Source organism: Pseudomonas sp. LG1E9, from assembly GCF_003290225.1.
Lineage (GTDB): Bacteria > Pseudomonadota > Gammaproteobacteria > Pseudomonadales > Pseudomonadaceae > Aquipseudomonas > Aquipseudomonas cyclaminis.
The window spans coordinates 202,905-227,455 of the sequence record NZ_CP029983.1; the positions used below are offsets into that span (position 1 = coordinate 202,905).

19 protein-coding genes are annotated in these 24,551 nt (G+C 61.4%); 14 read left to right on the forward strand and 5 right to left on the reverse strand.

Annotated elements, in window-relative coordinates:
- Positions 1–20 precede the first annotated feature (20 nt).
- Together choW and choV are read left to right on the forward strand one after the other, a co-directional pair.
- On the forward strand, positions 21–866 hold the full coding sequence (choW, locus tag DNK50_RS01120) for a choline ABC transporter permease subunit (protein WP_010207125.1): 846 nt from the start codon (positions 21–23) through the stop codon (positions 864–866).
- Positions 863–2,041, forward strand: coding sequence for a choline ABC transporter ATP-binding protein (choV, locus tag DNK50_RS01125; protein ID WP_099585770.1), 1,179 nt, complete (start codon positions 863–865; stop codon positions 2,039–2,041). The genes choW and choV overlap by 4 nt, the downstream gene beginning before the upstream one ends.
- 153 nt (positions 2,042–2,194) lie before the next feature.
- On the opposite strand, the gene DNK50_RS01130 is transcribed toward choV, so the two are convergent.
- Positions 2,195–4,129, reverse strand: coding sequence for a BCCT family transporter (locus DNK50_RS01130; RefSeq protein ID WP_250926185.1), 1,935 nt, complete (start codon positions 4,127–4,129; stop codon positions 2,195–2,197).
- Positions 4,130–4,518: 389 nt separating this feature from the next.
- On the opposite strand from DNK50_RS01130, the gene betI reads away from it, so the two are divergent.
- From betI to yccS, 10 genes are all read left to right on the forward strand, one after another.
- Positions 4,519–5,112, forward strand: a complete 594-nt coding sequence (betI, locus tag DNK50_RS01135; RefSeq protein ID WP_032884029.1) for a transcriptional regulator BetI — start codon at positions 4,519–4,521, stop codon at positions 5,110–5,112.
- A 110-nt stretch (positions 5,113–5,222) separates the two neighbouring features.
- Positions 5,223–6,695 (forward strand): betaine-aldehyde dehydrogenase, encoded by a 1,473-nt coding sequence (gene betB / locus DNK50_RS01140; RefSeq protein WP_099586236.1) that lies wholly within the window; start codon positions 5,223–5,225, stop codon positions 6,693–6,695.
- A 116-nt stretch (positions 6,696–6,811) separates the two neighbouring features.
- On the forward strand, positions 6,812–8,506 hold the full coding sequence (gene betA, locus DNK50_RS01145) for a choline dehydrogenase (protein WP_112192636.1): 1,695 nt from the start codon (positions 6,812–6,814) through the stop codon (positions 8,504–8,506).
- A gap of 196 nt (positions 8,507–8,702) precedes the next feature.
- Positions 8,703–10,145, forward strand: coding sequence for a TldD/PmbA family protein (locus tag DNK50_RS01150; protein WP_112192637.1), 1,443 nt, complete (start codon positions 8,703–8,705; stop codon positions 10,143–10,145).
- Positions 10,145–11,461 carry a TldD/PmbA family protein gene (locus DNK50_RS01155; RefSeq protein WP_112192638.1) on the forward strand — a complete coding sequence of 439 codons (1,317 nt, stop codon included), beginning with the start codon at positions 10,145–10,147 and terminating at the stop codon, positions 11,459–11,461. Before DNK50_RS01150 ends, DNK50_RS01155 begins: the two co-directional genes overlap by 1 nt.
- 190 nt (positions 11,462–11,651) lie before the next feature.
- Positions 11,652–12,542, forward strand: coding sequence for an alpha/beta fold hydrolase (locus DNK50_RS01160; RefSeq protein ID WP_099585775.1), 891 nt, complete (start codon positions 11,652–11,654; stop codon positions 12,540–12,542).
- A gap of 35 nt (positions 12,543–12,577) precedes the next feature.
- Positions 12,578–14,005, forward strand: coding sequence for a multidrug transporter subunit MdtD (gene mdtD / locus DNK50_RS01165; protein ID WP_099585776.1), 1,428 nt, complete (start codon positions 12,578–12,580; stop codon positions 14,003–14,005).
- Positions 14,006–14,135: 130 nt separating this feature from the next.
- On the forward strand, positions 14,136–15,473 hold the full coding sequence (dbpA, locus tag DNK50_RS01170; RefSeq protein WP_244643590.1) for an ATP-dependent RNA helicase DbpA: 1,338 nt from the start codon (positions 14,136–14,138) through the stop codon (positions 15,471–15,473).
- Positions 15,474–15,526: 53 nt separating this feature from the next.
- Positions 15,527–16,705, forward strand: a complete 1,179-nt coding sequence (locus DNK50_RS01175) for an NAD(P)/FAD-dependent oxidoreductase (RefSeq protein ID WP_099585778.1) — start codon at positions 15,527–15,529, stop codon at positions 16,703–16,705.
- 221 nt (positions 16,706–16,926) lie between these two features.
- The gene (gene yccS / locus DNK50_RS01180) at positions 16,927–19,110 is read left to right on the forward strand and encodes a YccS family putative transporter (RefSeq protein WP_099585779.1); all 2,184 of its coding nucleotides are present in this window, start codon (positions 16,927–16,929) and stop codon (positions 19,108–19,110) included.
- 4 nt (positions 19,111–19,114) lie between these two features.
- On the opposite strand, the gene DNK50_RS01185 is transcribed toward yccS, so the two are convergent.
- Entirely contained in the window at positions 19,115–19,852 is a 738-nt protein-coding gene (locus DNK50_RS01185) for an ABC transporter substrate-binding protein (RefSeq protein ID WP_112192639.1), read from the reverse strand.
- Between the two features lie 201 nt (positions 19,853–20,053).
- Here DNK50_RS01185 and DNK50_RS01190 point away from each other — a divergent pair, with 201 nt between their 5' ends.
- Complete coding sequence (locus tag DNK50_RS01190; RefSeq protein WP_112192640.1) at positions 20,054–20,506, forward strand: GNAT family N-acetyltransferase; 453 nt, start codon at positions 20,054–20,056, stop codon at positions 20,504–20,506.
- Between the two features lie 82 nt (positions 20,507–20,588).
- Here DNK50_RS01190 and DNK50_RS01195 read toward each other — a convergent pair whose 3' ends face one another.
- From DNK50_RS01195 to DNK50_RS01205, 3 genes are read right to left on the reverse strand one after another with little or no spacing between them, the layout of a single operon-like run.
- Complete coding sequence (locus DNK50_RS01195) at positions 20,589–20,885, reverse strand: helix-turn-helix domain-containing protein (RefSeq protein ID WP_099585782.1); 297 nt, start codon at positions 20,883–20,885, stop codon at positions 20,589–20,591.
- Between the two features lie 19 nt (positions 20,886–20,904).
- Entirely contained in the window at positions 20,905–21,405 is a 501-nt protein-coding gene (locus DNK50_RS01200) for a M48 family metallopeptidase (RefSeq protein WP_017735682.1), read from the reverse strand.
- Positions 21,406–21,448: 43 nt separating this feature from the next.
- Positions 21,449–23,554: a bifunctional diguanylate cyclase/phosphodiesterase gene (locus DNK50_RS01205; RefSeq protein ID WP_099585783.1), complete on the reverse strand. Its 2,106-nt coding sequence runs from the start codon at positions 23,552–23,554 to the stop codon at positions 21,449–21,451.
- A gap of 308 nt (positions 23,555–23,862) precedes the next feature.
- Between DNK50_RS01205 and DNK50_RS01210 the strand changes: the two genes are divergently transcribed.
- Complete coding sequence (locus DNK50_RS01210) at positions 23,863–24,528, forward strand: polysaccharide lyase family 7 protein (protein ID WP_099585784.1); 666 nt, start codon at positions 23,863–23,865, stop codon at positions 24,526–24,528.
- Positions 24,529–24,551: the final 23 nt, after the last annotated feature.

Below are 24,551 nucleotides of genomic sequence, written 5' to 3' on the forward strand. Positions count from 1 at the left end.
GCATGTGGACATTCACTACCATGCTGACTGAACAGAAAATCCCACTAGGCCAGTACATCGCTGCCTTCGTCGAATGGTTGACCCAACACGGCGCCAACTACTTCGACGCAATCGCATCGACACTGGAAACGATGATCCACGGCGTGACGTTTGCGCTGACCTGGTTCAATCCGCTGGCATTGATCGGTCTGATTGCGCTGCTGGCTCACTTTATTCAACGTAAATGGGGACTGACTGTTTTTGTCATTGCCTCCTTCCTGCTGATCCTCAACCTGGGGTACTGGCAGGAAACCATGGAGACCCTGGCGCAGGTGCTGTTCGCCACCCTGGTCTGCGTGGTCATCGGCGTGCCGCTGGGCATTGTTGCCGCGCACAAACCGATGTTCTACACCATGATGCGGCCGGTGCTCGATCTGATGCAGACCGTACCGACCTTCGTCTACCTCATCCCTACCCTGACCCTCTTCGGGCTGGGTGTGGTGCCTGGGTTGATCTCCACGGTGGTGTTCGCGATTGCCGCGCCGATCCGCCTGACCTACCTGGGTATCCGTGATGTACCGCAAGAGTTGATGGACGCCGGCAAGGCCTTTGGCTGCTCGCGCCGTCAGTTGCTCTCGCGCATTGAACTGCCCCACGCCATGCCGAGCATTGCCGCCGGCATTACCCAATGCATCATGCTGTCGCTGTCGATGGTGGTGATCGCCGCGCTGGTCGGCGCCGATGGCCTCGGCAAGCCGGTGGTCAACGCGCTGAACACCGCCGACATCGCCCTGGGCTTTGAAGCGGGCCTGGCGATCGTGCTGCTGGCCATCATGCTCGACCGCATCTGCAAACAACCCGACGCCAAAGTAGGGGGTGATGCATGAGCATTATCCGATTCGACAATGTCGATGTGATCTTCTCCAAAGACCCACGCGAAGCCCTCAAGCTGCTGGATCAGGGCATGAGCCGTAACGAGATCCTGAAAAAGACCGGGCAGATCGTCGGCGTGGAAAAAGCCAGCCTGGATGTACAGAAAGGCGAAATCTGCGTGCTGATGGGCCTGTCGGGCTCCGGCAAGTCGAGCCTGCTGCGCTGCATCAACGGCCTCAACACCGTCAGCCGTGGCCAGTTGTTTGTAGAGCATGAAGGTCGCCAGATCGACATCGCCTCCTGCACCCCGGCCGAGCTGAAAATGATGCGCACCAAGCGCATCGCCATGGTGTTCCAGAAGTTCGCCCTGATGCCGTGGCTGACGGTGCGCGAAAACATCAGCTTCGGCCTGGAAATGCAGGGCCGTCCCGAGAAAGAACGGCGCAAGCTGGTGGACGAGAAACTTGAGCTGGTGGGCCTGACCCAGTGGCGCAACAAGAAGCCGGACGAGCTCTCGGGTGGCATGCAACAGCGTGTCGGCCTGGCCCGCGCCTTGGCGATGGACGCCGACATCCTGCTGATGGACGAACCCTTCTCCGCCCTCGACCCGCTGATCCGCCAGGGTTTGCAGGACGAGTTGCTGGAACTGCAACGCAAGCTGAGCAAGACCATCGTGTTCGTGAGTCACGACCTCGACGAGGCGCTCAAGCTGGGCAGCCGCATCGCGATCATGAAAGACGGCAAGATCATCCAGTACAGCGTGCCGGAAGAGATCGTACTCAACCCGGCGGACGACTATGTGCGCACCTTCGTCGCGCATACCAACCCGCTGAACGTGCTCTGCGGCCGCAGCCTGATGCGCACGCTGGACAACTGCAAACGTGTGAATGGTTCGGTGTGCCTCGATCCGGGCGGCGACTCGTGGCTGGACCTGGCCGAAGGCAACACCATCCAGGGCGCTCGCCAGAATGGCGTGGTGATGAACCTGCAGAACTGGGCGCCGGGGCAAGCGGTTGAAGGTTTAGGCCGGGTGCCGACGCTGGTGGACTCGAATATCGGCATGCGCGATGCGTTGCAGATTCGCTACCAGACGGGGAATAAGCTGGTGTTGCATGACAACAACAAGGTGGTGGGGATTCTGGGGGACAGCGAGCTGTATCACGCCCTCCTCGGCAAGAACCTGGGCTAACAAACACTGCAAAACCAATGTGGGAGGGGGCTTGCCCCCGATGGCGGTGCATCAGTAACAAATGTACTGACTGACACACTGCTATCGGGGGCAAGCCCCCTCCCACATTTGAAATCAATGGTGTCAGTGAGGACACCACAAGGCTTTCAACTATCAGCTATAGACACGGCCAAGGAGCTGCCGATGGCTTTCAAACTGATCGAGCACGTCCCGGGTAATCTGCTCCTGGGCGAAGCCCATCAGGTCGTACTCTTGAGGCCCGTTGTGCAGGTACACCTCGGCACGGTAATAGCGGGTGCGTTCTTCTTCAGGCAAGTCGCTCGGCGCCGCCGAGTAAGCGTCCAGGCTCACTTCGTAGACAAACGGGTTGCCCTCTTCCATCTCGATCCGCACACCGATGCAGCGCTTGGATTTACCCAGCAGCGTCTGCACTTCCAGCCCCTGATCACGCAGCGCAATCGCGGCTTCTTCCAGCGCCGGCGTTACGTGCTTGTCCATAAAGCGCTGCACGGTGGCCTGGCTCGGTTGCAGATCCAGGGCGGTCAAACGCTCGCTGAAACCACGACGCCCACGTTCAGCCAATTGCGCCTGCTCCTGTTCGATCGCCGCGTCCTGGCGCATGGCCTTGTGCAAACCGAACATGAAGAAAATCAGCACCACCGAAAACGGCAGCCCCGCCAACACCACCATGGTTTGCATGGCTTCGAAGTTGCCGGCAAACAGCAGTCCGATGGTCACCAGGGTGATCACCGCCGACCAGAAGATCCGCAGCCAGTGCGGCGCATCTTCATCCACGTTGCCGCCTTTGCACGAAAGGTTGGCCATCATCACCGCGCCGGAATCCGCCGGGGTCAGGAACAGCACGAAGCCCACAAAGATCGACACACCGATGACGATTTTCGACGCCGGGTAGTGCTCCAGCAGTTGGTAGATCGCCATGGACGGTTGTTCCAGGGCCGTCTTGCCCAACTCCACCGCCCCCTGGTTCAGCACCAGGTCCAGCGCCGAGTTACCGAAGATCGACAGCCACGCCAGGGTAAAGCCCAGCGGGATCAGCAGCACGCCGGCCACCAGTTCACGCACCGTACGACCACGGGAAATACGCGCGATGAACATGCCTACGAATGGCGCCCAGGAAATCCACCAGGCCCAGTAGAACAGGGTCCACAGGCCCATCCAGCGCTCGGTCTTCTCACCGTCGCCTTCGTACACATACAGGTCGAAGGTTTTCAGCACGATGCCGTTGAGGTAGTCACCGGTGTTCTGCACCAGGCCATTGAGCAGGTGCAGGGTCGGGCCGAACAGCAGCACAAAGATCAGCAAACCGCTGAACAGCACGATGTTGAGGTTGGACAAGCGACGAATGCCGTTCTCCACACCCGACACGGCGGCGATGGTCGCCACGGTGCTCATCACGATGATCACGATCAGCAGGTTGGTGTTGCTGTGTTCCATGCCGAACAGGTTTTCCAGCCCGGACGACACTTGCAGCGAGCCAATCCCCAGGTTGGTCACCAGACCCAGCAGGGTCACGAACATGCCGAAACCGTCCACCGCGTGGCCAGCCGCACCTTTGACCCAGCGCTCGCCCATCAGCGGGTACAACGCCGAGCGCAAGGCCAGCGGCTGGTTGTGGCGGTAGGCAAAGTAGGCCACGGCCAGGCCGACCAAGGCATAGATCGCCCAGCCATGCAGGCCCCAATGCAGGAAGGTCAGTTGCAACGCCTGACGCGCCGCACCATTGCTGGCGGCCGCGCCTTCGGGCGGGTTGAAGTAGTGATCCAACGGCTCCGAGGCGCCGAAGTACAGCAACGAGATGCCGATGCCCGACGAGAACAGCATGCCGGCCCAGGCGCCGTAGCTGAAATCCGGCGTGTCGTCCTTGCTGCCCAGTTTCAACTTGCCGTAGGACGAAAACGCCAGGCCCACCACGAATACCAGGTAAGCGGCGATGACCACCATGTAGTACCAGCCGAAGCTTTTCGACAGCCACGCCTGGGCAATGCCGAGCATGCGCCCGGCCTCCTGCGGGGCGATGATCAGGATGGCGGTCAACAACAGGATCAGCGCGGTGGAGGTGTAGAACACCCAACCGTTGACCCGCACCTTTTCCGGCGGGGTCTTTATAAGAGAGGCAGAACTCATGGCGCAGATGCTCCGGGCAGTGCGAGAGAGAAACACAAGGCAACGGTTATCCCAGGCCATCGATTTTTCGGCAGTCGACGGACGGGTGTTATAAAGACACCCCGAAAATTCTTGCGCCCCGTCGATGCGGTGCCAGGCGCTCAGGTGGCCTGTTTCAAGGGTTTTCCAGGTGTCAGATGTCGCAGCTCCCGGGTAGGAAATACCTGTAGGCAGCGACCATTTGTCGCAGAGCTTATTCTTTGTTGATTGAACGTTCAATCAAAACAAAATAGACTGGCCATCAAGCCGACGGACGTTCATCGCCCATCGGCAGGCCTAAGGAGAGGTGCTACATGCCCAAGGTCGGTATGCAACCCATACGCCGCCAGCAGTTGATCGAAGCCACGCTGACGGCCATCGATCAGGTCGGGATGGGCGATGCCAGCATTGCGCTGATCGCCCGTCTGGCCGGCGTTTCGAACGGCATCATCAGTCACTACTTCAAGGACAAGAACGGCCTTATTGCAGCGACGATGCGCTACTTGATGAACGCGCTGATTGAGAACGTCCACGAACGCAGGCTTGCGCTCACGGACGACAGCCCACGGGCACATCTTCAGGTGATCATCGAGGGCAACTTCGATGCCAGCCAGGTCAACGGCCCGGCAATGAAAACCTGGTTGGCCTTCTGGGCCACCAGCATGCACCACCCGTCATTGCACAGGTTGCAGCGGATCAACGATCAACGTCTGTATTCCAACCTGTGCTGCCAGTTCCGCCGAACGCTGCCGCTGCCGCACGCACGCAAAGCAGCCCGAGGCCTGGCGGCCCTGATCGACGGTTTGTGGTTGCGCGGCGCCCTGTCGGGAGACGCTTTCGACACAGCGCAGGCGCAACGGATCGCTTACGAATACATGGATTTCCAATTGGCCAAGCAGGTGAGTTAGAGCACACATAACCGCTCAACCCCTGAACTGCCGTCGCTCAGTGTTGCCACACCCTCATGGCCCACTTGGCGGCGGTCAACGCCAACCACTTATGCACTTGCGAGGACTTTATGGCCCGTTTCGAACTGCAAAAACTCTACATTGACGGCGGCTACAGCGACGCTGGCAGCGATGCCACCTTCGAAGCCATCAACCCGGCTAACGGTGAAGTTCTCGCCCAAGTGCAACGCGCAACGAAAGAAGACGTTGAACGTGCCGTGGTCAGCGCCGAGAAAGGCCAGAAAATCTGGGCCGCCATGACCGCCATGGAGCGTTCGCGCATCCTGCGTCGTGCCGTGGACATCCTGCGCGAGCGCAACGATGAGCTGGCCGCCCTGGAAACCCTGGACACCGGTAAAGCCTTCTCCGAAACCAAGTACGTCGACATCGTCACTGGCGCCGACGTGCTGGAATACTACGCAGGCCTGGTGCCGGCCATCGAAGGCGAGCAGATCCCGTTGCGCGACACTGCCTTCGTCTACACCCGCCGCGAGCCGCTGGGTGTGGTTGCCGGTATCGGCGCGTGGAACTACCCGATCCAGATCGCCCTGTGGAAATCCGCACCGGCCCTGGCTGCCGGTAACGCGATGATCTTCAAGCCAAGCGAAGTGACGTCGCTGACCACCCTGAAACTGGCCGAGATCTACACCGAAGCCGGTGTTCCAGACGGTGTGTTCAACGTCCTGACCGGCAGCGGCCGTGAAGTCGGCACCTGGCTGACCGAGCACCCGCGCATCGAGAAAATCTCGTTCACCGGCGGCACCGACACCGGCAAGAAAGTCATGGCCAGCGCGTCGAGCTCTTCGCTCAAAGACGTGACCATGGAACTGGGCGGCAAGTCCCCACTGATCATCTTCGACGACGCCGACCTCGACCGCGCCGCCGATACTGCGATGATGGCCAACTTCTACAGCTCCGGCCAGGTCTGCACCAACGGCACACGCGTGTTTGTTCCAAAGCACCTGCAAGCAGCCTTTGAAGCCAAGATCGTCGAGCGTGTTGCGCGCATCCGCGTCGGCAACCCGGAAGACGAAAACACCAACTTCGGCCCGCTGGTCAGCTTCGCCCACATGGAAAGCGTGCTCGGCTACATCGCCAAAGGCAAAGAGCAAGGCGCCCGCCTGCTGTGCGGCGGCGACCGCCTGACCGACGGCGACTTCGCCAAAGGCGCGTTCGTGGCACCGACTGTGTTCACCGACTGCACCGACGACATGGTGATCGTGCGTGAAGAAATCTTCGGCCCGGTGATGAGCATCCTCACCTACGAGACTGAAGAAGAAGTGATCCGTCGCGCCAACGACACCGACTTCGGCCTGGCTGCCGGCCTGGTCACCAAGGACCTGAACCGCGCCCACCGCGTGATTCATCAGTTGGAAGCCGGTATCTGCTGGATCAACGCCTGGGGCGAGTCCGACGCGAAAATGCCGGTCGGTGGCTACAAACAATCCGGTGTGGGTCGTGAGAACGGCATCAGTTCGCTGAACAACTTCACCCGCATCAAATCGGTACAGGTTGAGCTGGGCGATTACGCGTCGGTGTTCTAACAGATACGGGATTCGCCTTTGTGGTGAGCGGGCTTGCCCCGCGCCGGGCTGCGCAGCAGCCCCATCCTGGACACCACTGTTTGACTGACCTGACCATCTCCAAAGAGGGTGCATTTATGTCCCAAGAATACGATTACATCATTGTGGGTGCCGGCTCTGCCGGTAACACCCTGGCGACCCGTCTGACCGAAGACGAAGGCGTCACCGTCCTGCTGCTGGAAGCCGGCGGCCCCGACTACCGCATGGACTTCCGTACCCAGATGCCCGCCGCACTGGCCTTCCCGCTGCAAGGCCGCCGCTACAACTGGGCCTACGAGACCGATCCAGAGCCACACATGGACGGCCGCCGGATGGAGTGCGGTCGCGGCAAAGGCCTCGGCGGCTCCTCGCTGATCAACGGCATGTGCTACATCCGTGGCAACGCCATGGACTACGACAACTGGTCGAAGCTGCCAGGCCTGGAAAACTGGACCTACCTCGACTGCCTGCCGTATTTCCGCAAGGCCGAAACCCGCGATATCGGCCCCAACGACTGGCACGGCGGCGATGGCCCGGTCAGCGTGACCACGCCTAAAGCCGGCAACAATCCACTGTTCCACGCCATGGTTGAAGCGGGCGTGCAGGCCGGTTACCCGCGTACCGAAGACTTGAACGGCTATCAGCAGGAAGGTTTCGGCCCGATGGACCGCACCGTCACGCCGAACGGCCGTCGCGCCAGTACCGCACGCGGTTACCTGGACACCGCCAAGAAGCGTTCGACCCTGACCATCGTCACCCACGCCCTCACCGACAAAGTGCTGTTCGAAGGCAAGCGTGCCGTTGGCGTGCGTTACCTGATCGGCGCGGCTGAAGAGCGCGTTGAAGCCCGTGCGCGCAAGGAAGTGCTGGTGTGCAGCGGCGCAATTGCTTCGCCGCAACTGCTGCAACGCTCCGGCGTCGGCCCGGCCAAATTGCTGGAAAGCCTCGACATCCCGGTGGTCCACGACCTGCCCGGCGTCGGTGAAAACCTGCAGGACCACCTTGAGCTGTACCTGCAATATGCGTGCACCCAACCGGTGTCGCTGTACCCGTCGCTGCTCTGGTACAACCAGCCGGCGATCGGCGCCGAATGGCTGTTCAACGGCACCGGTATCGGCGCCAGCAACCAGTTCGAAGCGGGCGGTTTTATCCGTACCCGTGAAGAGTTCGAGTGGCCGAACATCCAGTACCACTTCCTGCCGGTCGCGATTAACTACAACGGCAGCAACGGCGTGAAAGAGCACGGTTTCCAGGCGCACATGGGCTCCATGCGTTCGCCGAGCCGTGGCCGCATCCAGCTGAAGACGAAGAACCCACGGGACTACCCGAGCATCCTCTTCAACTACATGGCCACTGAGCAGGACTGGCAGGAATTCCGCGATGGCATCCGCCTGACCCGTGAAATCATGCAACAGCCGGCGTTGGATCAATACCGTGGCCGCGAAATCAGCCCAGGCATTGAAGTGCAAACCGATGAGCAGTTGGACACGTTCATCCGCGAGCACGCCGAGACCGCGTTCCACCCGTCCTGCTCGTGCAAGATGGGCACCGACGAGATGGCCGTGGTAGATGGCGAAGGTCGCGTGCATGGCATGCAAGGCCTGCGTGTGGTCGATGCCTCGATCATGCCGATCATCACCACCGGCAACCTGAACGCGCCGACGATCATGATCGCCGAGAAAATCGCCGACAAGATCCGTGGCCGCCAGCCATTGCCGCGCAGCACGGCTAACTACTATGTAGCAGGCGGTGCGCCGGTGCGCGGCAAGCCGATGCGTGAGATTGCGCAGTAACTGATAGACCGCGGCGCTTCCATCGGGGGCAAGCCCCCTCCCACACTTTGATTTGTGAATACATTCCAAATGTGGGAGGGGGCTTGCCCCCGATAGGGCCCGAACAAACAACGCACAACCACCTCCCTTGATCAGCCCCCAGCCCAGGCCTACTCTGTCTGCCTGCCTGCGCTGAGCCGCCCACAAGGAAGGCCCCATGTTCGACCACCACGCCACACTCAAACGGCACTTCAGTGCCCTGCGCACCTGCGCCGAGTTCTTCTCCCTGCGCTACGTGCGCGAATCCGGCCAGTACCTGTCGGTGCGCAAGAACGTCGCCGAACCGCCCCACTTGAGCCACGACGAAGGCGCCATGCTCACCGTGCGTCTCAACGGTGTCGAAGCCTACGCCGCGACCAACGATATCTCCCTTGCCGGCCTGCAAGGCGCCCTTGAGCGTGCCGAACAGCAAGCCCGGCAGATCAAGCCTCACGCCCTGCTCGACCTGCGCGACCAACACGTGTCCAGCGACGTGGCCGACTACCTGTCGCCCGATCTCAGCCAGCCCTTTCCGTCCCTGAGCGACTGCTACCAACTGCTCGGCGACGAATCGGCCGCCGTACCCAGGGATGAGCGTCTGGTCAGTTGGGATGTAAGCCTCGGCCTGACCCATGTCGAGCAGATCTACCTCAACACGGCCGGCGCCGAACTGCGCCAGGCCCAGCGTTTTGTGTTCCCCGGCGTCAACGTCACGGCCTTCGACGGCAACGACAGCCAGACCCGCACGCTCGGCGGCAGTAACTTCGGCCAGCAAGGCGGGTTTGAGGTGATCAACCGCTTCGGCCTGGTCGGCGCCGCGCCGCGCATTGCCGACGAAGCCCTGCAACTGCTGCTCGCGCCGAACACGCCACAAGGCCCGCGCGACCTGCTGCTGATGCCGGACCAGATGATCCTGCAGATTCACGAGTCCATCGGCCACCCACTGGAACTGGACCGTATCCTCGGCGACGAGCGCAACTACGCCGGCACCAGCTTTGTGAAGGCCAGCGACTTTGGCCACCTGCAATACGGCTCCAGGCTGCTCAACGTGACGTTCGACCCGGACATTCCCGAGCAACTCGCCAGCTACAGCCATGACGACGACGGCACCGCCGCCAGCAAACAATTCCTGATCCGCGAAGGGCTGTTGATCAAGCCATTGGGTGGAGCGCTGTCGCAATTCCGATCGGGCATGAGCGGCGTGGCCAACAGCCGCGCCAGCAGTTGGAACCGCGCACCGATCGACCGCATGGCCAACCTGAATATCGAGCCCGGTGACAAGAGCCTCGCGCAGTTGGTGGGCGGCATCGAAAGCGGCATCCTGATGTCGACCAACCGTTCCTGGTCCATCGACGATGCGCGCAATAAATTCCAGTTCGGCTGCGAATGGGGCCAGTTGATCGAAAACGGCGAACTCAAGGGCGTGGTGAAGAACCCCAACTACCGGGCGATTTCCGCGCAGTTCTGGCGCAAGCTCAGCGCAGTGGGTGACGCCAGCACCTCCAAGGTGCTGGGCACGCCGAACTGCGGCAAGGGTGAACCCAACCAGGTGATCCGCGTCGGCCACGCCTCGCCAGCCTGCGTATTCAGCAACGTTGATGTATTTGGGGGAGATGCCTGATGAACAACTTCACGGCATTGGTGCAGTGGCTCAAGCAAGCCATTACCGACAAGGAACAATTTCACCTGGGCTACGCGGCGGAATCGTCCGAGTTCGTGCGCTTCAACCACGCCAAGGTGCGGCAGGCCGGGCAAGTGCAGCAGGCCAGCCTCAACCTCAAATTGATCAACGATGGCCGCCATGCCGACCTTGGCATCACCCTGGCCGGCGAGCCTGAGCTGGATCGCCAGCGCCTCGCCGCCGGCCTGCAACAGCTGCGCGAAACCTTGCCGCTGCTGCCTCTCGACCCGTATCTATTGCTCAACCAGAACGCCTGGCACAGCCACAACGAACAGGCCCAGCCGTTGCCCGACCTGGGCCTCGTACTGGAGGACATCAGCCAGGCTGCCGACGGCGTGGACCTGGTCGGGATCTATGCCGCCGGGCCGATCAGCCGTGGCTTTGCCAGTTCCGACGGAGCCTTCGGCTGGCACCAGGCCAATAGCTTCAACTTCGATTTCAGCCTGTTCCATGCCAACGGCGAAGCGGTAAAGGCCAGCTACGCCGGGCATACCTGGGACAGCGCGGAATTCGCCCGCCGCTTGCAACAGGCCCGCGACCAGCTTGAGTTCCTCGGCCGACCGTTGCATACCCTGCCACCCGGAGAGTACCGCGCCTACCTGGCCCCGGCGGCACTGGAAGAAATCATCAGTATCATCACCTGGGGTGGTTTCTCCGCCCAGGCCATCGCCAGCAAAGGCAGCTCGCTGCAAAAACTGTACGCCGGTGAGCAACACCTCAGCCCGCTGGTAACGGTGAGCGAACAGATCAACGGCTCCCTGAGCCAGGCGTTTTCCAGTGAGGGCTACCCGCGCAGCGATGTCACGCTGATCAACGCCGGCAAGGCCGACGGCCAACTGGTGAACTCGCGCAGCGCCGCCGAATATGGCCTGAGCGCCAACGGCGCCGGCAGCGACGAATCCCCCAGCGCCTTGCAGATGGCCGCAGGCAGCCTGGCCCAGGCCGAGATCCTCAAGCAGTTGGGCACCGGCCTGTACATCAGCAACCTGTGGTACCTGAACTACTCCGACCTGCCGGCCGCACGCCTGACCGGCATGACGCGCTTCGCTACGTTCTGGGTGGAAGACGGCGAAATCAAGGCGCCGGTCAGCACCATGCGTTTTGATGACAGTGTCTACAGCTTGCTGGGTTCGCAGTTGGAAGCGCTTACCGCCGAGCGCGAGTTGCTGTTGTCGGCCAGTACCTATGGGCAGCGCAATACTGCGTCCAACCTGCTCCCCGGCGCCTTGGTAAAACGCCTGACGCTAACCCTCTAAGCACTGCAAACCCAATGTGGGAGCCGGATTGCCCCCTCCCACATTGCTTAGCGTGATTTCAGAGACTTCGTTTCACCTATTCCTACCGCCAAATCCCATCTCACACGTCTCCCCGTGCAGCCTGTTGTCGCCTGCAAAAAACCTCGTTATAACGGTTAGTGGCATACCGCCACACACCGGAAGTGATGCGATGAACCATGGAAGTTTCGTCATACAAAAGCTGTTCAAACACTACAACGTTCACGTGGAGCAACTGGGTCACGACCCGCAAAAGAAGACGGTGCTGATGGTCAATGGCGCGCTGTCCACCACGCGCTCCTTCGCCCGCACCAGCAAATGCCTGGCTGAGCATTTCAATGTACTCATGTTCGACTTGCCATTCTCCGGCTACTCCCGCGAGCACAACACCGACCTGGACCTGGTGACCAAGGACGACGAAGTACAGATGCTGCGCGCCCTGGTCGAGCGTTTCGAGGTCAACCACCTGGTGTCGGCCTCCTGGGGCGGCATCTCCACGCTGCTGACCCTGGCGCACAACCCGCCGTCCATCGAAAGCTCGGTGGTGATGGCCCTGGCGCCCAACCTCAATCAAGCGATGCTCGACTATGTGGAGCGCGTGCGCGTGCTGATCGAGGCCGATGACAAGTCCGCCGTCGGCCACTTGCTCAACGAGACGGTCGGCAAATACCTTTCGCCCCGGCTCAAACGCAACAACCATCGGCACCTGTCGACCATGGCCACCACCGAGTACCGCCAGGCGCGCTTTCATATCCATCAGGTGCTGGGCCTGGGCGACGGCAACTACCTGCCCGCACTGCGGCAGATTGAAACGCCGGTGCATTTCCTCAACGGCGCCCTGGACGAATACACCCCGGCTGCCGAAGCCCAGTTGTTCAAGCAGTACGTGGCGCGCAGCAGCTTTGCCGTGGCCGAGCACACCGGCCATTTGCTCGATCTGGAGTCCCGCGAGGCCGCGTTGTCGGTGCACCGCGCCCTGCTGAATTACCTGGTGGGTGAGCACGCGACGTTGTCGGACTTAGACGAACCGCCAGTGGGAAAAAGCGCGACGGATGGCGCATAATCGCCAACACATAGCCTGCTAACAAAAGGGTTCCCATGCCGAATCGCGTCCCGCTCGATGCCAAGACCGCCCGCTGGCTCCCCTGGGTGGTGGCGATTGCCTTCTTCATGCAGTCGCTGGATGGGACGATTCTGAACACCGCACTGCCGGCCATGGCGCGGGACCTCGCCGAGAACCCGCTGCGCATGCAAGGCGTGGTGATCGCCTACATGCTCACCGTCGCCCTGCTGATCCCGGCGTCGGGCTGGATCGCCGACCGCTTCGGCACCAAGAAAATCTTCTTTGGCGCGATCATGCTGTTCAGCATCGGCTCCTTGCTGTGCGCGTTGTCCAGCAGCCTGACCATGCTGGTGGGCGCGCGGGTGGTCCAAGGTTTGGGCGGTGCGTTGATGCTGCCCGTGGGCCGGCTTGTAGTCTTACGTGCTTACCCACGCTCCGAGCTGGTGCGGATCATGGGCTTCATCACCATTCCCGGCCTGCTCGGCCCCTTGCTCGGCCCGACCATGGGCGGCTGGATGGTGCAATACCTGACCTGGCACTGGATCTTCCTGATCAACCTGCCGGTGGGCATGATCGGTTGCTACGCCGTGTGGAAATTCATCCCCGACCTGCGCGGCAGCGAGCGCACGCGCTTCGATGGCATCGGCTTCCTGCTGTTCGGCGCGGCGATGGTGCTGATCACTATCGCCATGGAAGGCCTGGGCGAACTGCACCTGCCGCACCTGCGGGTGATGTTGCTGCTGTTTGGCGGGCTGGCGTGCCTGGCGGCGTATTGGTTGCGGGCCGGGCATATCGACAATGCGCTGTTCTCGCCGGTGCTGTTCAAGACGCGCACCTTTGCCGTGGGCATTCTGGGCAACCTGTTCGCCCGGCTGGGCAGCGGCGCGCTGCCGTTCCTGGTGCCGCTGCTGTTGCAAGTGGCGCTGGGCTATTCGCCGTCGCAAGCCGGCATGAGCATGCTGCCCCTGGCGGCGGCGGCGATGTTTGCCAAGTCGGTGGCGCGGCCGCTGATCGAGCGCCTGGGTTATCGCATCGTGCTCACCGGCAACACGCTGGCGCTGGGCCTGATGCTCGCCAGCATGGGCCTGGTCACGGAACAAACGCCCTACCCGTTGCTGCTGGGCATGCTCGCGGTGCTGGGGGCGATCAACTCCCTGCAATTTACCGCGATGAACACCGTGACCCTGATCGACCTCGACGACGCCCAGGCCAGCAGCGGCAACAGTTTGCTGTCGGTGGTGGCGCAATTGTCCCTTAGCCTGGGCGTGGCCTGTGCCGGTGCGCTGCTCGGCGGGTTTACTGCCGAAGCGGGCAATGATGGAGTGGACAGTATCCTCGGCGCCTTCCAATTGACCTTCCTCACCGTGGGCATCATGGCGATGCTGGCGGCGGCGATCTTCCTGCAACTGTCGCCAAAAGACGGCAAACGGGTGGCCAACCCGGACCAACATATCGAGCATTAACCGGCGGCTCGTCTAGAACTTGCAGGGAAATTCCCACGGTACTGGTACACTGCGCGACATTTTGTTTTGCAGAGCCAGTCCCGTGACCACCATCGCCACCGCTTTTAATACTTTGCCGCTCTCCGCCGCCATGCTGGCTAACCTCGACTCGCTGGGTTATGTCGAGATGACGCAGATCCAGGCGCAAAGCTTGCCGGTGATCCTCAAGGGGCTGGACCTGATTGCCCAGGCCAAGACCGGCAGCGGCAAGACCGCTGCATTCGGTATCGGCCTGTTGAACCCGATCAACCCGCGCTACTTCGGCTGCCAGGCGCTGGTGATGTGCCCGACCCGTGAACTGGCCGACCAGGTGGCCAAGGAAATCCGTCGCCTGGCCCGTGCCGAAGACAACATCAAGGTGCTGACCCTGTGCGGCGGCGTGTCCCTCGGCCCGCAGATCGCGTCCCTTGAACACGGCGCCCACGTGATCGTCGGCACTCCGGGCCGCATCCAGCAACACCTGCGCAAAGGTTCGCTGGTGCTGGACGGCCTGAACACCCTGATCCTCGACGAAGCTGACCGCATGCTCGACATGGGCTTCTACGACGCCATCGAAGACATCATCAGCAAGACCCCGCCACGCCGCCAGACCCTGCTGTTTTCGGCCACCTACCCGGTGAGCATCAAGCAGTTGGCGTCCAAATTCATGCGCGCACCGCAGCAAGTGAAGGCCGAAGCCTTCCACTCCGATGACCAGATCGAGCAGCGTTTCTTCGAGATCTCGCCGGAAGAGCGTATGGACGCCGTGACCAAGGTGCTGGCGCACTTCCGCCCAGCCTCCTGCGTGGCGTTCTGCTTTACCAAGCAGCAAGTGCAGGAAACCGTGGACCACCTGACGGCCAAGGGCATTTCCGCCGTTGGCCTGCATGGCGACCTGGAACAGCGCGACCGTGACCAGGTGCTGGCGATGTTCGCCAACCGCAGCACCTCAGTGCTGGTGGCCACTGACGTCGCCGCCCGTGGTTTGGACATTGATGCGCTGGACATGGTGATCAACGTCGAACTGGCCCGCGACTCGGAAATCCACATCCACCGCGTTGGCCGGACTGGCCGTGCGGGCGAGACCGGCATCGCCATCAGCCTGGTGGCGCCGTCTGAAGCGCACCGCGCCCAGGCCATCGAGCAACTGCAGAAGTCGCCACTGAACTGGGACCAACTGGACAACCTCAAGCCGCAAAGCGGCGGTCCGTTGCTGCCGGTGATGAGCACGCTGTGCATCGCCGCTGGCCGTAAAGACAAGGTGCGTCCGGGCGACATCCTCGGTGCACTGACCGGCGACGCCGGCATCCCCGGCGCCCAGGTCGGCAAGATCGCGATCTTTGACTTCCAGGCGTTCGTGGCCGTGGAACGTGGCATCGCCAAGCAGGCGTTGCAGCGCTTGAATGACGGCAAGATCAAAGGCCGTTCGTTGCGCGTGCGCATCCTGTAAAAAATCTCCAAACCAATGGAGATCCAAATCAGAATTTGCATGAGGACACCGTTTTGCGCTCGACCGAAGTTGTGATCATTGGCGCCGGCGCCGCAGGCTTGATGTGTGCGCTGACCGCCGCCGGGCGTGGGCGCAAGGTGATGTTGATCGACCACGCGAACAAGGCCGGCAAAAAGATCCTGATGTCCGGCGGTGGCCGCTGCAATTTCACCAATATGTACACCGAGCCTGCCAACTTCCTCTCGCACAACGCGCACTTCTGCAAATCCGCCCTGGCCCGCTACACCCAGTGGGATTTCATTGGGCTGGTGGCCAAGCACGGCGTGCCGTATCACGAGAAGAAGCTCGGCCAGCTGTTCTGCGACAACAAGTCCAGCGACATCCTCGGCATGCTGCTCGACGAGTGCATCCAGGCGGGCGTGAACATGCACCTGGACACTTCGGTGCAGGAAATCGCCAAGGTCGACAGCGGCTATCAGTTGCAGACCACCTTGGGCGAACTGCGCTGCGAATCCCTGGTGATCGCCACCGGCGGCTTGTCGATACCGACCCTGGGCGCCACCGGTTTTGGTTATCAAGTGGCCAGGCAATTCGGCCACGAACTACTGCCGACCCGCGCAGGCCTGGTGCCGTTCACCATCACCGATCAGCTCAAGGACTTGTGCGGCGAGTTGTCGGGCACCTCCGTGGATTGCCTGGTCAGCTGCAACGACCAGAGCTTTCGCGAGAACATCCTGTTTACCCACCGTGGCCTGAGCGGGCCGGCGATCCTGCAGATTTCGTCGTATTGGGAATCCGGCGACACCGTGGAAATCAACTTGCTGCCCGACCACGACGCCCACACCTGGCTGCAACAGCAACAGGCCGAGCGCCCCAACAGCGAGCTGAAAACCTTGCTGGGTGAGATCTTCACCAAGAAGATGGCCAACCTGCTGGCAGAGACGTGGTTTGTCTCCAAGCCGATGAAGCAGTACACCCACGCGGAGATCGCCGACATTGCGCAGAAGCTGGGCAGTTGGCAGCTGGTGCCGGCGGGTACCGAGGGTTATCGCACCGCCGAGGTGACGTTGGGCGGGGTGGATACGCGGGAAGTGTCGTCCAAGACCATGGAGTCGCTGAAAAGCCCTGGGTTGTACTTCATTGGTGAAGTGCTGGATGTGACCGGGCACTTGGGTGGGTTCAACTTCCAGTGGGCGTGGGCGTCGGGTTACGCTGCTGCGCAGTACGCCTAGAGGATGTACTCGGTCAAATGTGGGAGGGGGCTTGCCCCCGATGGCGGTGTATCAGTCAAAGATGTTCTGGCTGACACACTGCTATCGGGGGCAAGCCCCCTCCCACATTTTGATTTGAGGTGTGCCAGGGAATAAATTGCAGTGAGATGTGATCACCACCCTTGCCGTGGCGTCCTTGATAGCTCAATTTAACGGCATCGTCCCGGAAGACTCACGACTTCATGTCATCGACCTCGTTCAAGCAGTCCATGCGGCGCCTGTGGGCCCTGGATAAATTCAGCTACAGCATTCGGGTATTCATCGCCCTCACCGGCAGCATGGCGCTGTGCTGGTATCAGGATGAAATGACGCTGCTGATCCCGCTGTTCCTGGGGATTATCGCCAGCGCCCTGGCCGAGACCGACGACAGTTGGCAAGGCCGCCTCAACGCCCTGGCCGTGACGCTGGTGTGTTTCAGCATCGCCGCGCTGTCGGTGGAGTTGCTGTTCCCTTATCCCTGGGTTTTCGCCATCTCCCTGGCCCTGGCGACGTTCGGCCTGACCATGCTCGGCGCCTTGGGCGAACGTTATGGGGCGATTGCCTCGGCCACCTTGATTTTGTCGGTCTATACCATGATTGGCGTGGACCAGCGTGGCGGCGCCGTCAGTGACTTCTGGCATGAGCCATTGCTGCTGGTGGCCGGTGCGGCCTGGTACGGCGCGTTGTCGGTGCTGTGGCAGGCGCTGTTTTCCAACCAGCCGGTGCAGCAGAGCCTGGCGCGGTTGTTCCGCGAGTTGGGGCGCTATCTCAAGCTCAAATCGTCGCTGTTTGAACCGATCCGCCAGTTGGATGTGGAAGCGCGCCGCCTGGAACTGGCCCAGCAAAATGGTCGGGTGGTGGCCGCGCTGAATGCGGCGAAGGAAATCATCCTGCACCGCGTGGGCAACGGCCGACCGGGGTCGAAGGTCAGCCGCTACCTCAAGCTGTACTTCCTCGCCCAGGACATCCACGAGCGCGCCAGTTCCTCCCACTATCCTTACAACGCCCTCGCCGATGCGTTCTTCCACAGCGACGTGCTGTTCCGCTGCCAGCGCCTGCTGCGTCAGCAAGGCAAGGCCTGCCAGGCCCTGGCCGAGTCGATCCAACTGCGCCAACCGTTCATCTATGACGACAGCTTCGCCGAAGCCCTCAGCGACCTGAATGCCTCCCTGGAACACCTGCGCATCCAGAGCAACCCGGCCTGGCGCGGCCTGCTGCGCTCCTTGCGCGCGCTGGCGGCCAACTTGTCCACCCTCGACCGTTTGCTGGGCGATGCGAGCAACCCGGACGCCCTGGCCGACGCCACCGACAGCAACCTGCTGGACCGTGCGCCGCGCAACCTCAGGGAAATGTGGACGCGCCTGCGCACGCAACTGACGCCGACGTCGCTGCTGTTCCGCCACGCCTTGCGCCTGTCCCTGGCATTGACCATCGGCTACGGCACCTTGCACGCCATCCATGCTTCCCAGGGTTACTGGATCATCCTCACCACCCTGTTTGTGTGCCAGCCCAACTACGGCGCCACGCGGCGCAAGCTCGGCCAGCGGATTATCGGCACCGCCATCGGCCTTACCGTGGCCTGGGCGCTGTTCGACCTGTTCCCCAACCCCTTGGTGCAGTCGATGTTCGCCATCGCCGCTGGCCTGGTGTTCTTTATCAACCGCACCACCCGCTACACCCTGGCCACGGCAGCGATCACCTTGATGGTGCTGTTCTGCTTCAACCAGGTGGGGGATGGCTACGGGCTGTTCCTGCCAAGGCTGTTCGATACCTTGCTCGGCAGCTTGATCGCGGGCCTGGCGGTGTTCCTGTTCCTGCCGGACTGGCAAGGCCGCCGACTGAACAAAGTGCTGGCCAACACCCTGACCTGCAACAGCATCTACCTGCGCCAGATCATGCAGCAATACGCTGCCGGCAAGAGCGACGACCTGGCCTACCGCCTGGCCCGCCGCAACGCGCACAACGCCGACGCGGCCCTGTCGACCACCCTCGCCAATATGCTGATGGAACCGGGACATTTCCGTAAGGAAGCGGATGTGGGGTTCCGTTTCCTGGTGTTGTCCCACACCTTGCTCAGTTACCTGTCAGGGCTCGGTGCACACCGCGACACGCAATTGCCGGCCGAAGTGCGCGAGCATCTCATCGACGGCGCGGGCAAAACACTCGCGACGAGCATTGATGAAATCGCGACAGGACTGGCCAACAAGCAGCCCATTGCGATCCAGAGCGACGCCGAGGAAGCCCTGGCGGCGGACCTGGAGCAGATGCCGGACGAGATAGATGAAGGGCAGCGGTTGGTGCAGACGCAGTTGGCGTTGATTTGTCGGCAGCTAGGGCCGCTGCGAACATTGGCGGCGCATTTGATCAAGGACACCAGCGCGGCTTAGGCCGCTACATCCCATGAGCCTTCATCAACCGCGCATAACTGCCATCAGCCTTCATCTTGGCAATCTCGCGATCAAAGCTCGCGACAATCTGCTCATGCTCTGGGTTCTTCAGGCTCACCAGGATATGCAGGCTGTTTTCACTCAGCGGCTGGGGCAGGAACTCCACCGAATTGCGCACCCGCGCCGATTCCCGTGACAGGTAAAAGCGCGCCACATATTCATCCTCCACCGTCAGCCGCACGCGCTGCGCCGCCAGCATCCGCACAGCCATGGCAAAGTTATGCACAGGGACTTTCTGCAACTGCGCGTCACCATCGAACGCCGCCGAATACGCATAACCGCGCACCACGGCGATGGGGTAGTCGTGCAGTTGCTGCAGGTTCTGATACTCGATGGGATCATCACGGCGCTTGATAAAGCGCACGCGGTTGAGCAGGTATTCGCCGGAGAACTGCCCCAATTGCGTACGGGCGTCGTCGTACCAGGCGTTGATCAGCACGTCATAGCGCCCGTCACCCACGCCCATCAGCGCGCGAGCCCAAGGCACCTGCTCGAAATCACTGGCATAGCCGGCGCGGGCCAGGGCCGTGCTGACAATGTCGGTGGCCAAGCCACCGTTGATCAGCGTGGCATCGGTAAAGGGCGGCCAGGCATCCGCGACCAGACGCAGGCGCTGTGCACATGCCGGCGTCGCCAGCAACAACACTCCCATCAAAGCAACGGCACGAGACAATCGCGGCATGCTCAAAATCCTTGGCGGACAGGCGGTGGCCTTAGCTCAGGCTGCGCCTGAGGTTCTAACATTAGCTCAGATTACACAAAGAAACGGCTGGCGCATGCACTCAATGATGGCAAATTGATTTCACTCACAAAAATAGTTGATTTAGACACCACCGCGCGCCGCGCTTACTATCCAGAACAGACATTCACGTGAGAACACACCATGACAGTCGATTGGGTCTGCAAACATCACACTGACCTGGGCAAGGAGCAGCTGTACGCCATCCTGCGCCTGCGCGGCGAGGTCTTCGTTGTCGAGCAGAAGTGCGTTTATCAAGACATCGACGGGCAAGACCTGGCGGGCGACACCCACCACCTGATGGCCTGGGAAGACGATAAACTGGTGGCCTACCTGCGCCTGCTGGATCCAGAGTCCCAAGGCGGCGATGTGGTAGTTGGCCGGGTGATCGTCGCGTCGGGGGCGCGGGGGACCGGGCTGGGGCACACGATGATGAAAGAAACGCTCAAGCAGATTGACGAGATCTGGCCAGAGACACCGATCTTTCTGTCAGCCCAGGCGCATCTGCAGGGGTATTACGGGCGGTATGGGTTTGTGGTGGCGGGTGAGGAATACCTTGAGGATGATATTCCACATATAGGTATGCGCCGGGCTTGAGGGCCTCATCGGGGGCAAGCCCCCTCCCACATGTGGGAGGGGGCTTGCCCCCGATGGCGTCAGCTGAAACAGTGCAAAACCTTCAGGGATACCCCAACACCTGCTTCACCGAAGCCAGATTGCCTTCGATCCAGCGCCGATCAATTGCGCCCCAATCACGAATCCGATAGTGCCCGGCATGGTTACGGGCACCGTCCTCTTGCTCGAATTCACACACGATATCCAGGTCAGCCAATGCCGCAATCGTGTCCTGCGCCGTGCGCCGAGGCATGCCGGTGGCGTCGGTCAGCGCCGGCACACTGCTGGCCAGCCCACTGTCGATCAGGTACGCCACGTACAGGCGGCGGTAGAAGCTGCTTTTGGTCTTGCTCACATCCATGGTCAGTCGCCTTGTGCGGTCAGGGTTTGCCCTGCAGGTCGCGATACGTGAGGTACACCCGCAGGTCGAATTCCACCTGGTGGTAACCCGGCATCATGTAGTCGCAGAGTTTGTAGAACGCCTTGTTGTGGTCCGATTCCTTGAAGTGTGCCAGTTCGTGCACCACGATCATGCGCAGAAATTCCGGCGCGGCGTCCTTGAACAACGCAGCAATGCGGATCTCTTTCTTGGACTTGAGGTTGCCGCCCTGCACCCGCGAAATCGTGGTGTGCAGGCCGAGGGCGCGGTGGGTCAGGTCCAGGCGATTATCAAACAGCACCTTGTCGATGGCCGGCGCGTTGCGCAGGTGTTCCTGCTTCAAGGCCAGCGCGTAGGCGTACAGGGCTTTGTCGCTCTGCACCGCGTGGCGCTCGGGGTAGCGCTGCTCCAGGTAGGCACCCAACTGGTCCTTGGCGATCAGTTGGCGTACTTGCTCCTGGAGGGCGGCGGGATAGGCCTGGAGGTATTTCAGCGCGGTCATGGAGGTCTGCAACAGGGTTCGAATGGGCGCCAGTGTAGCGAATTCAGCGCATGCGGGCGCGAGACCAGTCGAGCACTTCATCGGCCATCAGCGGTTGTGCCGCCCACGGCCCTTGGATAAACGGGCAGCCATGGGCCTTGAGCCACTGAGCTTGTTCCTGGGTTTCCACGCCTTCGGCCACCACGACCACATCAAAATGCCCACACAGCTCGATAATGCTGCGCGCCATCGCCGTGTCCCTCACCGAACCCGGCAGGCGCGCAACCAATTGCGGGTCAAGTTTGAGGGTGTCGAACGCCAAGTCACGCAGATGCGACAAGGAGCACTGCCCCGCGCCGAAGTCATCCAGCGCAATGCGTACGCCGATGCGGCGCAGCAATTTAAGCTGTTTGGCGGCCTCTTCCAGGTTACTCATCAGGCAGTCTTCGCCGATTTCCACCTCCAACTGGTGCGTCTGCAGCCCATACCGCTCCATCATCTGCTGCAACTGGTTCGCCAGGTTGGGCATGTTGAACTGGCTGCTGCTCAGACTCACGCTCAATACCAACTCGTCATCGAAGGCGCTTTGCCACATCTGACGCTGGGCAGCGACCTGCTGATAAATCCACGCGCTCAGTTGGCTGATCAGCCGCGCCTCTTCCAGCAACGGTAAAAACAGCCCTGGCGGCACGTCGCCGACGCTGGGGTGCTGCCAGCGCAACAACGCCTCGACGCCGCGCAAGCGTCCATCCGCCAGGGAAACCTGGGGCTGATAGACCAGGGTGAACTCCCTGTTTTGGATCGCCGTGCGCACACTGTCTTCGAGCATCAGCCGCGAGCGCGCACGGCCGTTCATTTCCTGGTCGTAATAACGATATTGCTGACGGCCTGCGCGCTTGGCTTCGTACATGGCGATGTCGGCCGCACGCAGCAAACCATTCAGATCCGAGCCGCAATCCGGGTAGGTCGCAATGCCGATGCTCACGCCGAGCATCACATCCAGACCGTCGACCTGCTGGCACACCGAGACGCGCTCGATCAGCTTCTCCGAAATCTTTGCCGCCTGCTCCGGGAATTCCAATTCCAGCAGCGCGGTAAATTCATCCCCGCCCATGCGGCCGATAATGTCGTAGGAGCGCAGGCAGCCCTGCAATTGCTCCGAGACCCAGCGCAGCACCCGATCACCGGCGTCATGGCCCAGGGAATCGTTGACCCGCTTGAAACCGTCGAGGTCCAGGTACAGCAACACCAGGGACTGCTCCGTGCGCTCGCTGCGCAACAGTGTGTTTTCCACTGCCTGATGGAAGCCGCGCCGGTTCAGCAGCCCGGTCAGTGGGTCGGTGACGGCCTGGAATTCCAACTGCTGATGCAAGTGGCGGACCTCGGACATGTCCAGCACCGTCACCACCATGGCCTTCTGCTCGGCGGGCAACGGCGCGCAGGACAGTGCCACCGGCACCTGCTGGCCACGGCGGGTGCGCAGCAGCGCATCGTGCAGACGCCAGGTTTCGCCCTTGCGATAGCCGGCGTACATCTGCGAGTCCAGCCAGGCGGGCACATGGGGTTTTTGCAGGAAACTCAGGAAGTCCTGATCTTGCAACTCCTGGATCGTGGCGTTGAGCAGCCGCGAAATCGCCGGGTTGGCGTATTCGATCACGCCCTCCTCACTCACCACCAGGATGCCCTCGGCGGCGTTATCCAGCACCGACGCATTAAAGGCCCGCGCGGACTCCAGGTCATGGCTCAGGCGCTGCAACGCCCGGCGGTTGCGCTGGTGCTCCAGCAACGCCTGGACCTTGGGCTTGAGGATATGCGGGTCGAAGGGTTTGAACAGATAGTCGATGGCACCACTGGCATAGCCTTCCAGCACGGCGGCGGGCGACTGGGCGTTGGCACTCAGAAAGATGATCGGGGTCATGCGCGTGCGCTGGCTGCCGCGCATCAACCGCGCGACTTCGAAGCCGTCCATGCCGGGCATCATCACATCCAGCAACACCAAATCGACTTCATGTAGCAGCAACAACTCCAGGGCTTCCATCCCGGATGCGGCGGTGATCACCTGCCAGTCATCGCGTTGCAAAAGCGCACGCATGCTGATCAGGTTTTCCGGGTAGTCATCGACCACCAGAAGAACCGAACTGCCATCGCCGTGATGTGGAGCGCATTCCATGCTGGGACTCTTCCTTAGGTCTAATCCGGTCATTTCTGACAGAAAACCCGGACAAACATCAAGGCCTCACTCTAGCCCCGGATCCTGAAAATCAGAAGTGACGTGGATGCCATCATTGCGCCAAAGTTCAGTCAGCCGACTAACGGTCAACCTCTACAGCCCACGGTTCATGGGAAACATGGCTTTTTGGCATTCCTATGGCGTCAATAAATTGCCAGCAAATGTTTAACAACTGGACGGCCACCGCCTATAAAGAACCTGTCAGGCCCCTGGGCCAAAGCCGTCACCCCCTGTAAAAGGCCAACGCCATGATCGACCTCTCCACGTGGAACCTGAGCATTCCGGTCGGCTCGCCCCCCGCGACTATCGACACGCCAAAGCTGCTCAGCGGCTTCAACGACCAGTATTTCCAGGCCGAAGGCAGCAACGTGCAATTCTGGACCCCCGTCACCGGCACCCGCACCGAAAACGCCATCTACCCGCGCAGTGAATTGCGCGAAACCTACGCCGACGGCCGCCTGCGCAACTGGACCTACCCCGACGCCGACAACTTCCTGCGCGCCACCCTGGCCGTGAACCAGGTGCCCTCCAGCGGCAAGATCGTCATTGGCCAGATCCACGCCTATGACAGCCAAAAACCACTGATCAAGCTCGAATACCAGTTCAAGGAAAAGACCCAGACCGGCAACATCGTCGCCAAAGTGCGCATGCGCCCGGATGAAGATGAAAGCCGCGTGATCATCGTCGCGTCCAATGTGCCGCTGGAGAAAAGCTTCACTTACGTGATCAACCTCAACAAGGCTGGGCTACTCAGCGTGTACGCCGCCGACAGTGAATGGAACGAGCGCATCGGCGCGGCCTGGGCGGCCAAGCCGCTGTATTTCAAGGCGGGCGCGTATGTGCAGGACAACAGTGGGGACAGCAAGGAAGGGGCGAAGGTGACGTTTGCGAAGTTGGATATAGATCACGAGTGAAGTGTCCGGTGGTGCCAAGGACG

Coding starts and splice junctions, on each gene's coding strand:
- choW (WP_010207125.1), top strand. CDS start 21: ATGCTGACTGAACAGAAAATCCCACTAGGCCAGTACATCGCTGCCTTC.
- choV (WP_099585770.1), top strand. CDS start 863: ATGAGCATTATCCGATTCGACAATGTCGATGTGATCTTCTCCAAAGAC.
- betI (WP_032884029.1), top strand. CDS start 4,519: ATGCCCAAGGTCGGTATGCAACCCATACGCCGCCAGCAGTTGATCGAA.
- betB (WP_099586236.1), top strand. CDS start 5,223: ATGGCCCGTTTCGAACTGCAAAAACTCTACATTGACGGCGGCTACAGC.
- betA (WP_112192636.1), top strand. CDS start 6,812: ATGTCCCAAGAATACGATTACATCATTGTGGGTGCCGGCTCTGCCGGT.
- DNK50_RS01150 (WP_112192637.1), top strand. CDS start 8,703: ATGTTCGACCACCACGCCACACTCAAACGGCACTTCAGTGCCCTGCGC.
- DNK50_RS01155 (WP_112192638.1), top strand. CDS start 10,145: ATGAACAACTTCACGGCATTGGTGCAGTGGCTCAAGCAAGCCATTACC.
- DNK50_RS01160 (WP_099585775.1), top strand. CDS start 11,652: ATGAACCATGGAAGTTTCGTCATACAAAAGCTGTTCAAACACTACAAC.
- mdtD (WP_099585776.1), top strand. CDS start 12,578: ATGCCGAATCGCGTCCCGCTCGATGCCAAGACCGCCCGCTGGCTCCCC.
- dbpA (WP_244643590.1), top strand. CDS start 14,136: ATGCTGGCTAACCTCGACTCGCTGGGTTATGTCGAGATGACGCAGATC.
- yccS (WP_099585779.1), top strand. CDS start 16,927: ATGTCATCGACCTCGTTCAAGCAGTCCATGCGGCGCCTGTGGGCCCTG.
- DNK50_RS01185 (WP_112192639.1), bottom strand. CDS start 19,852: ATGCCGCGATTGTCTCGTGCCGTTGCTTTGATGGGAGTGTTGTTGCTG.
- DNK50_RS01190 (WP_112192640.1), top strand. CDS start 20,054: ATGACAGTCGATTGGGTCTGCAAACATCACACTGACCTGGGCAAGGAG.
- DNK50_RS01195 (WP_099585782.1), bottom strand. CDS start 20,885: ATGGATGTGAGCAAGACCAAAAGCAGCTTCTACCGCCGCCTGTACGTG.
- DNK50_RS01200 (WP_017735682.1), bottom strand. CDS start 21,405: ATGACCGCGCTGAAATACCTCCAGGCCTATCCCGCCGCCCTCCAGGAG.
- DNK50_RS01205 (WP_099585783.1), bottom strand. CDS start 23,554: ATGGAATGCGCTCCACATCACGGCGATGGCAGTTCGGTTCTTCTGGTG.
- DNK50_RS01210 (WP_099585784.1), top strand. CDS start 23,863: ATGATCGACCTCTCCACGTGGAACCTGAGCATTCCGGTCGGCTCGCCC.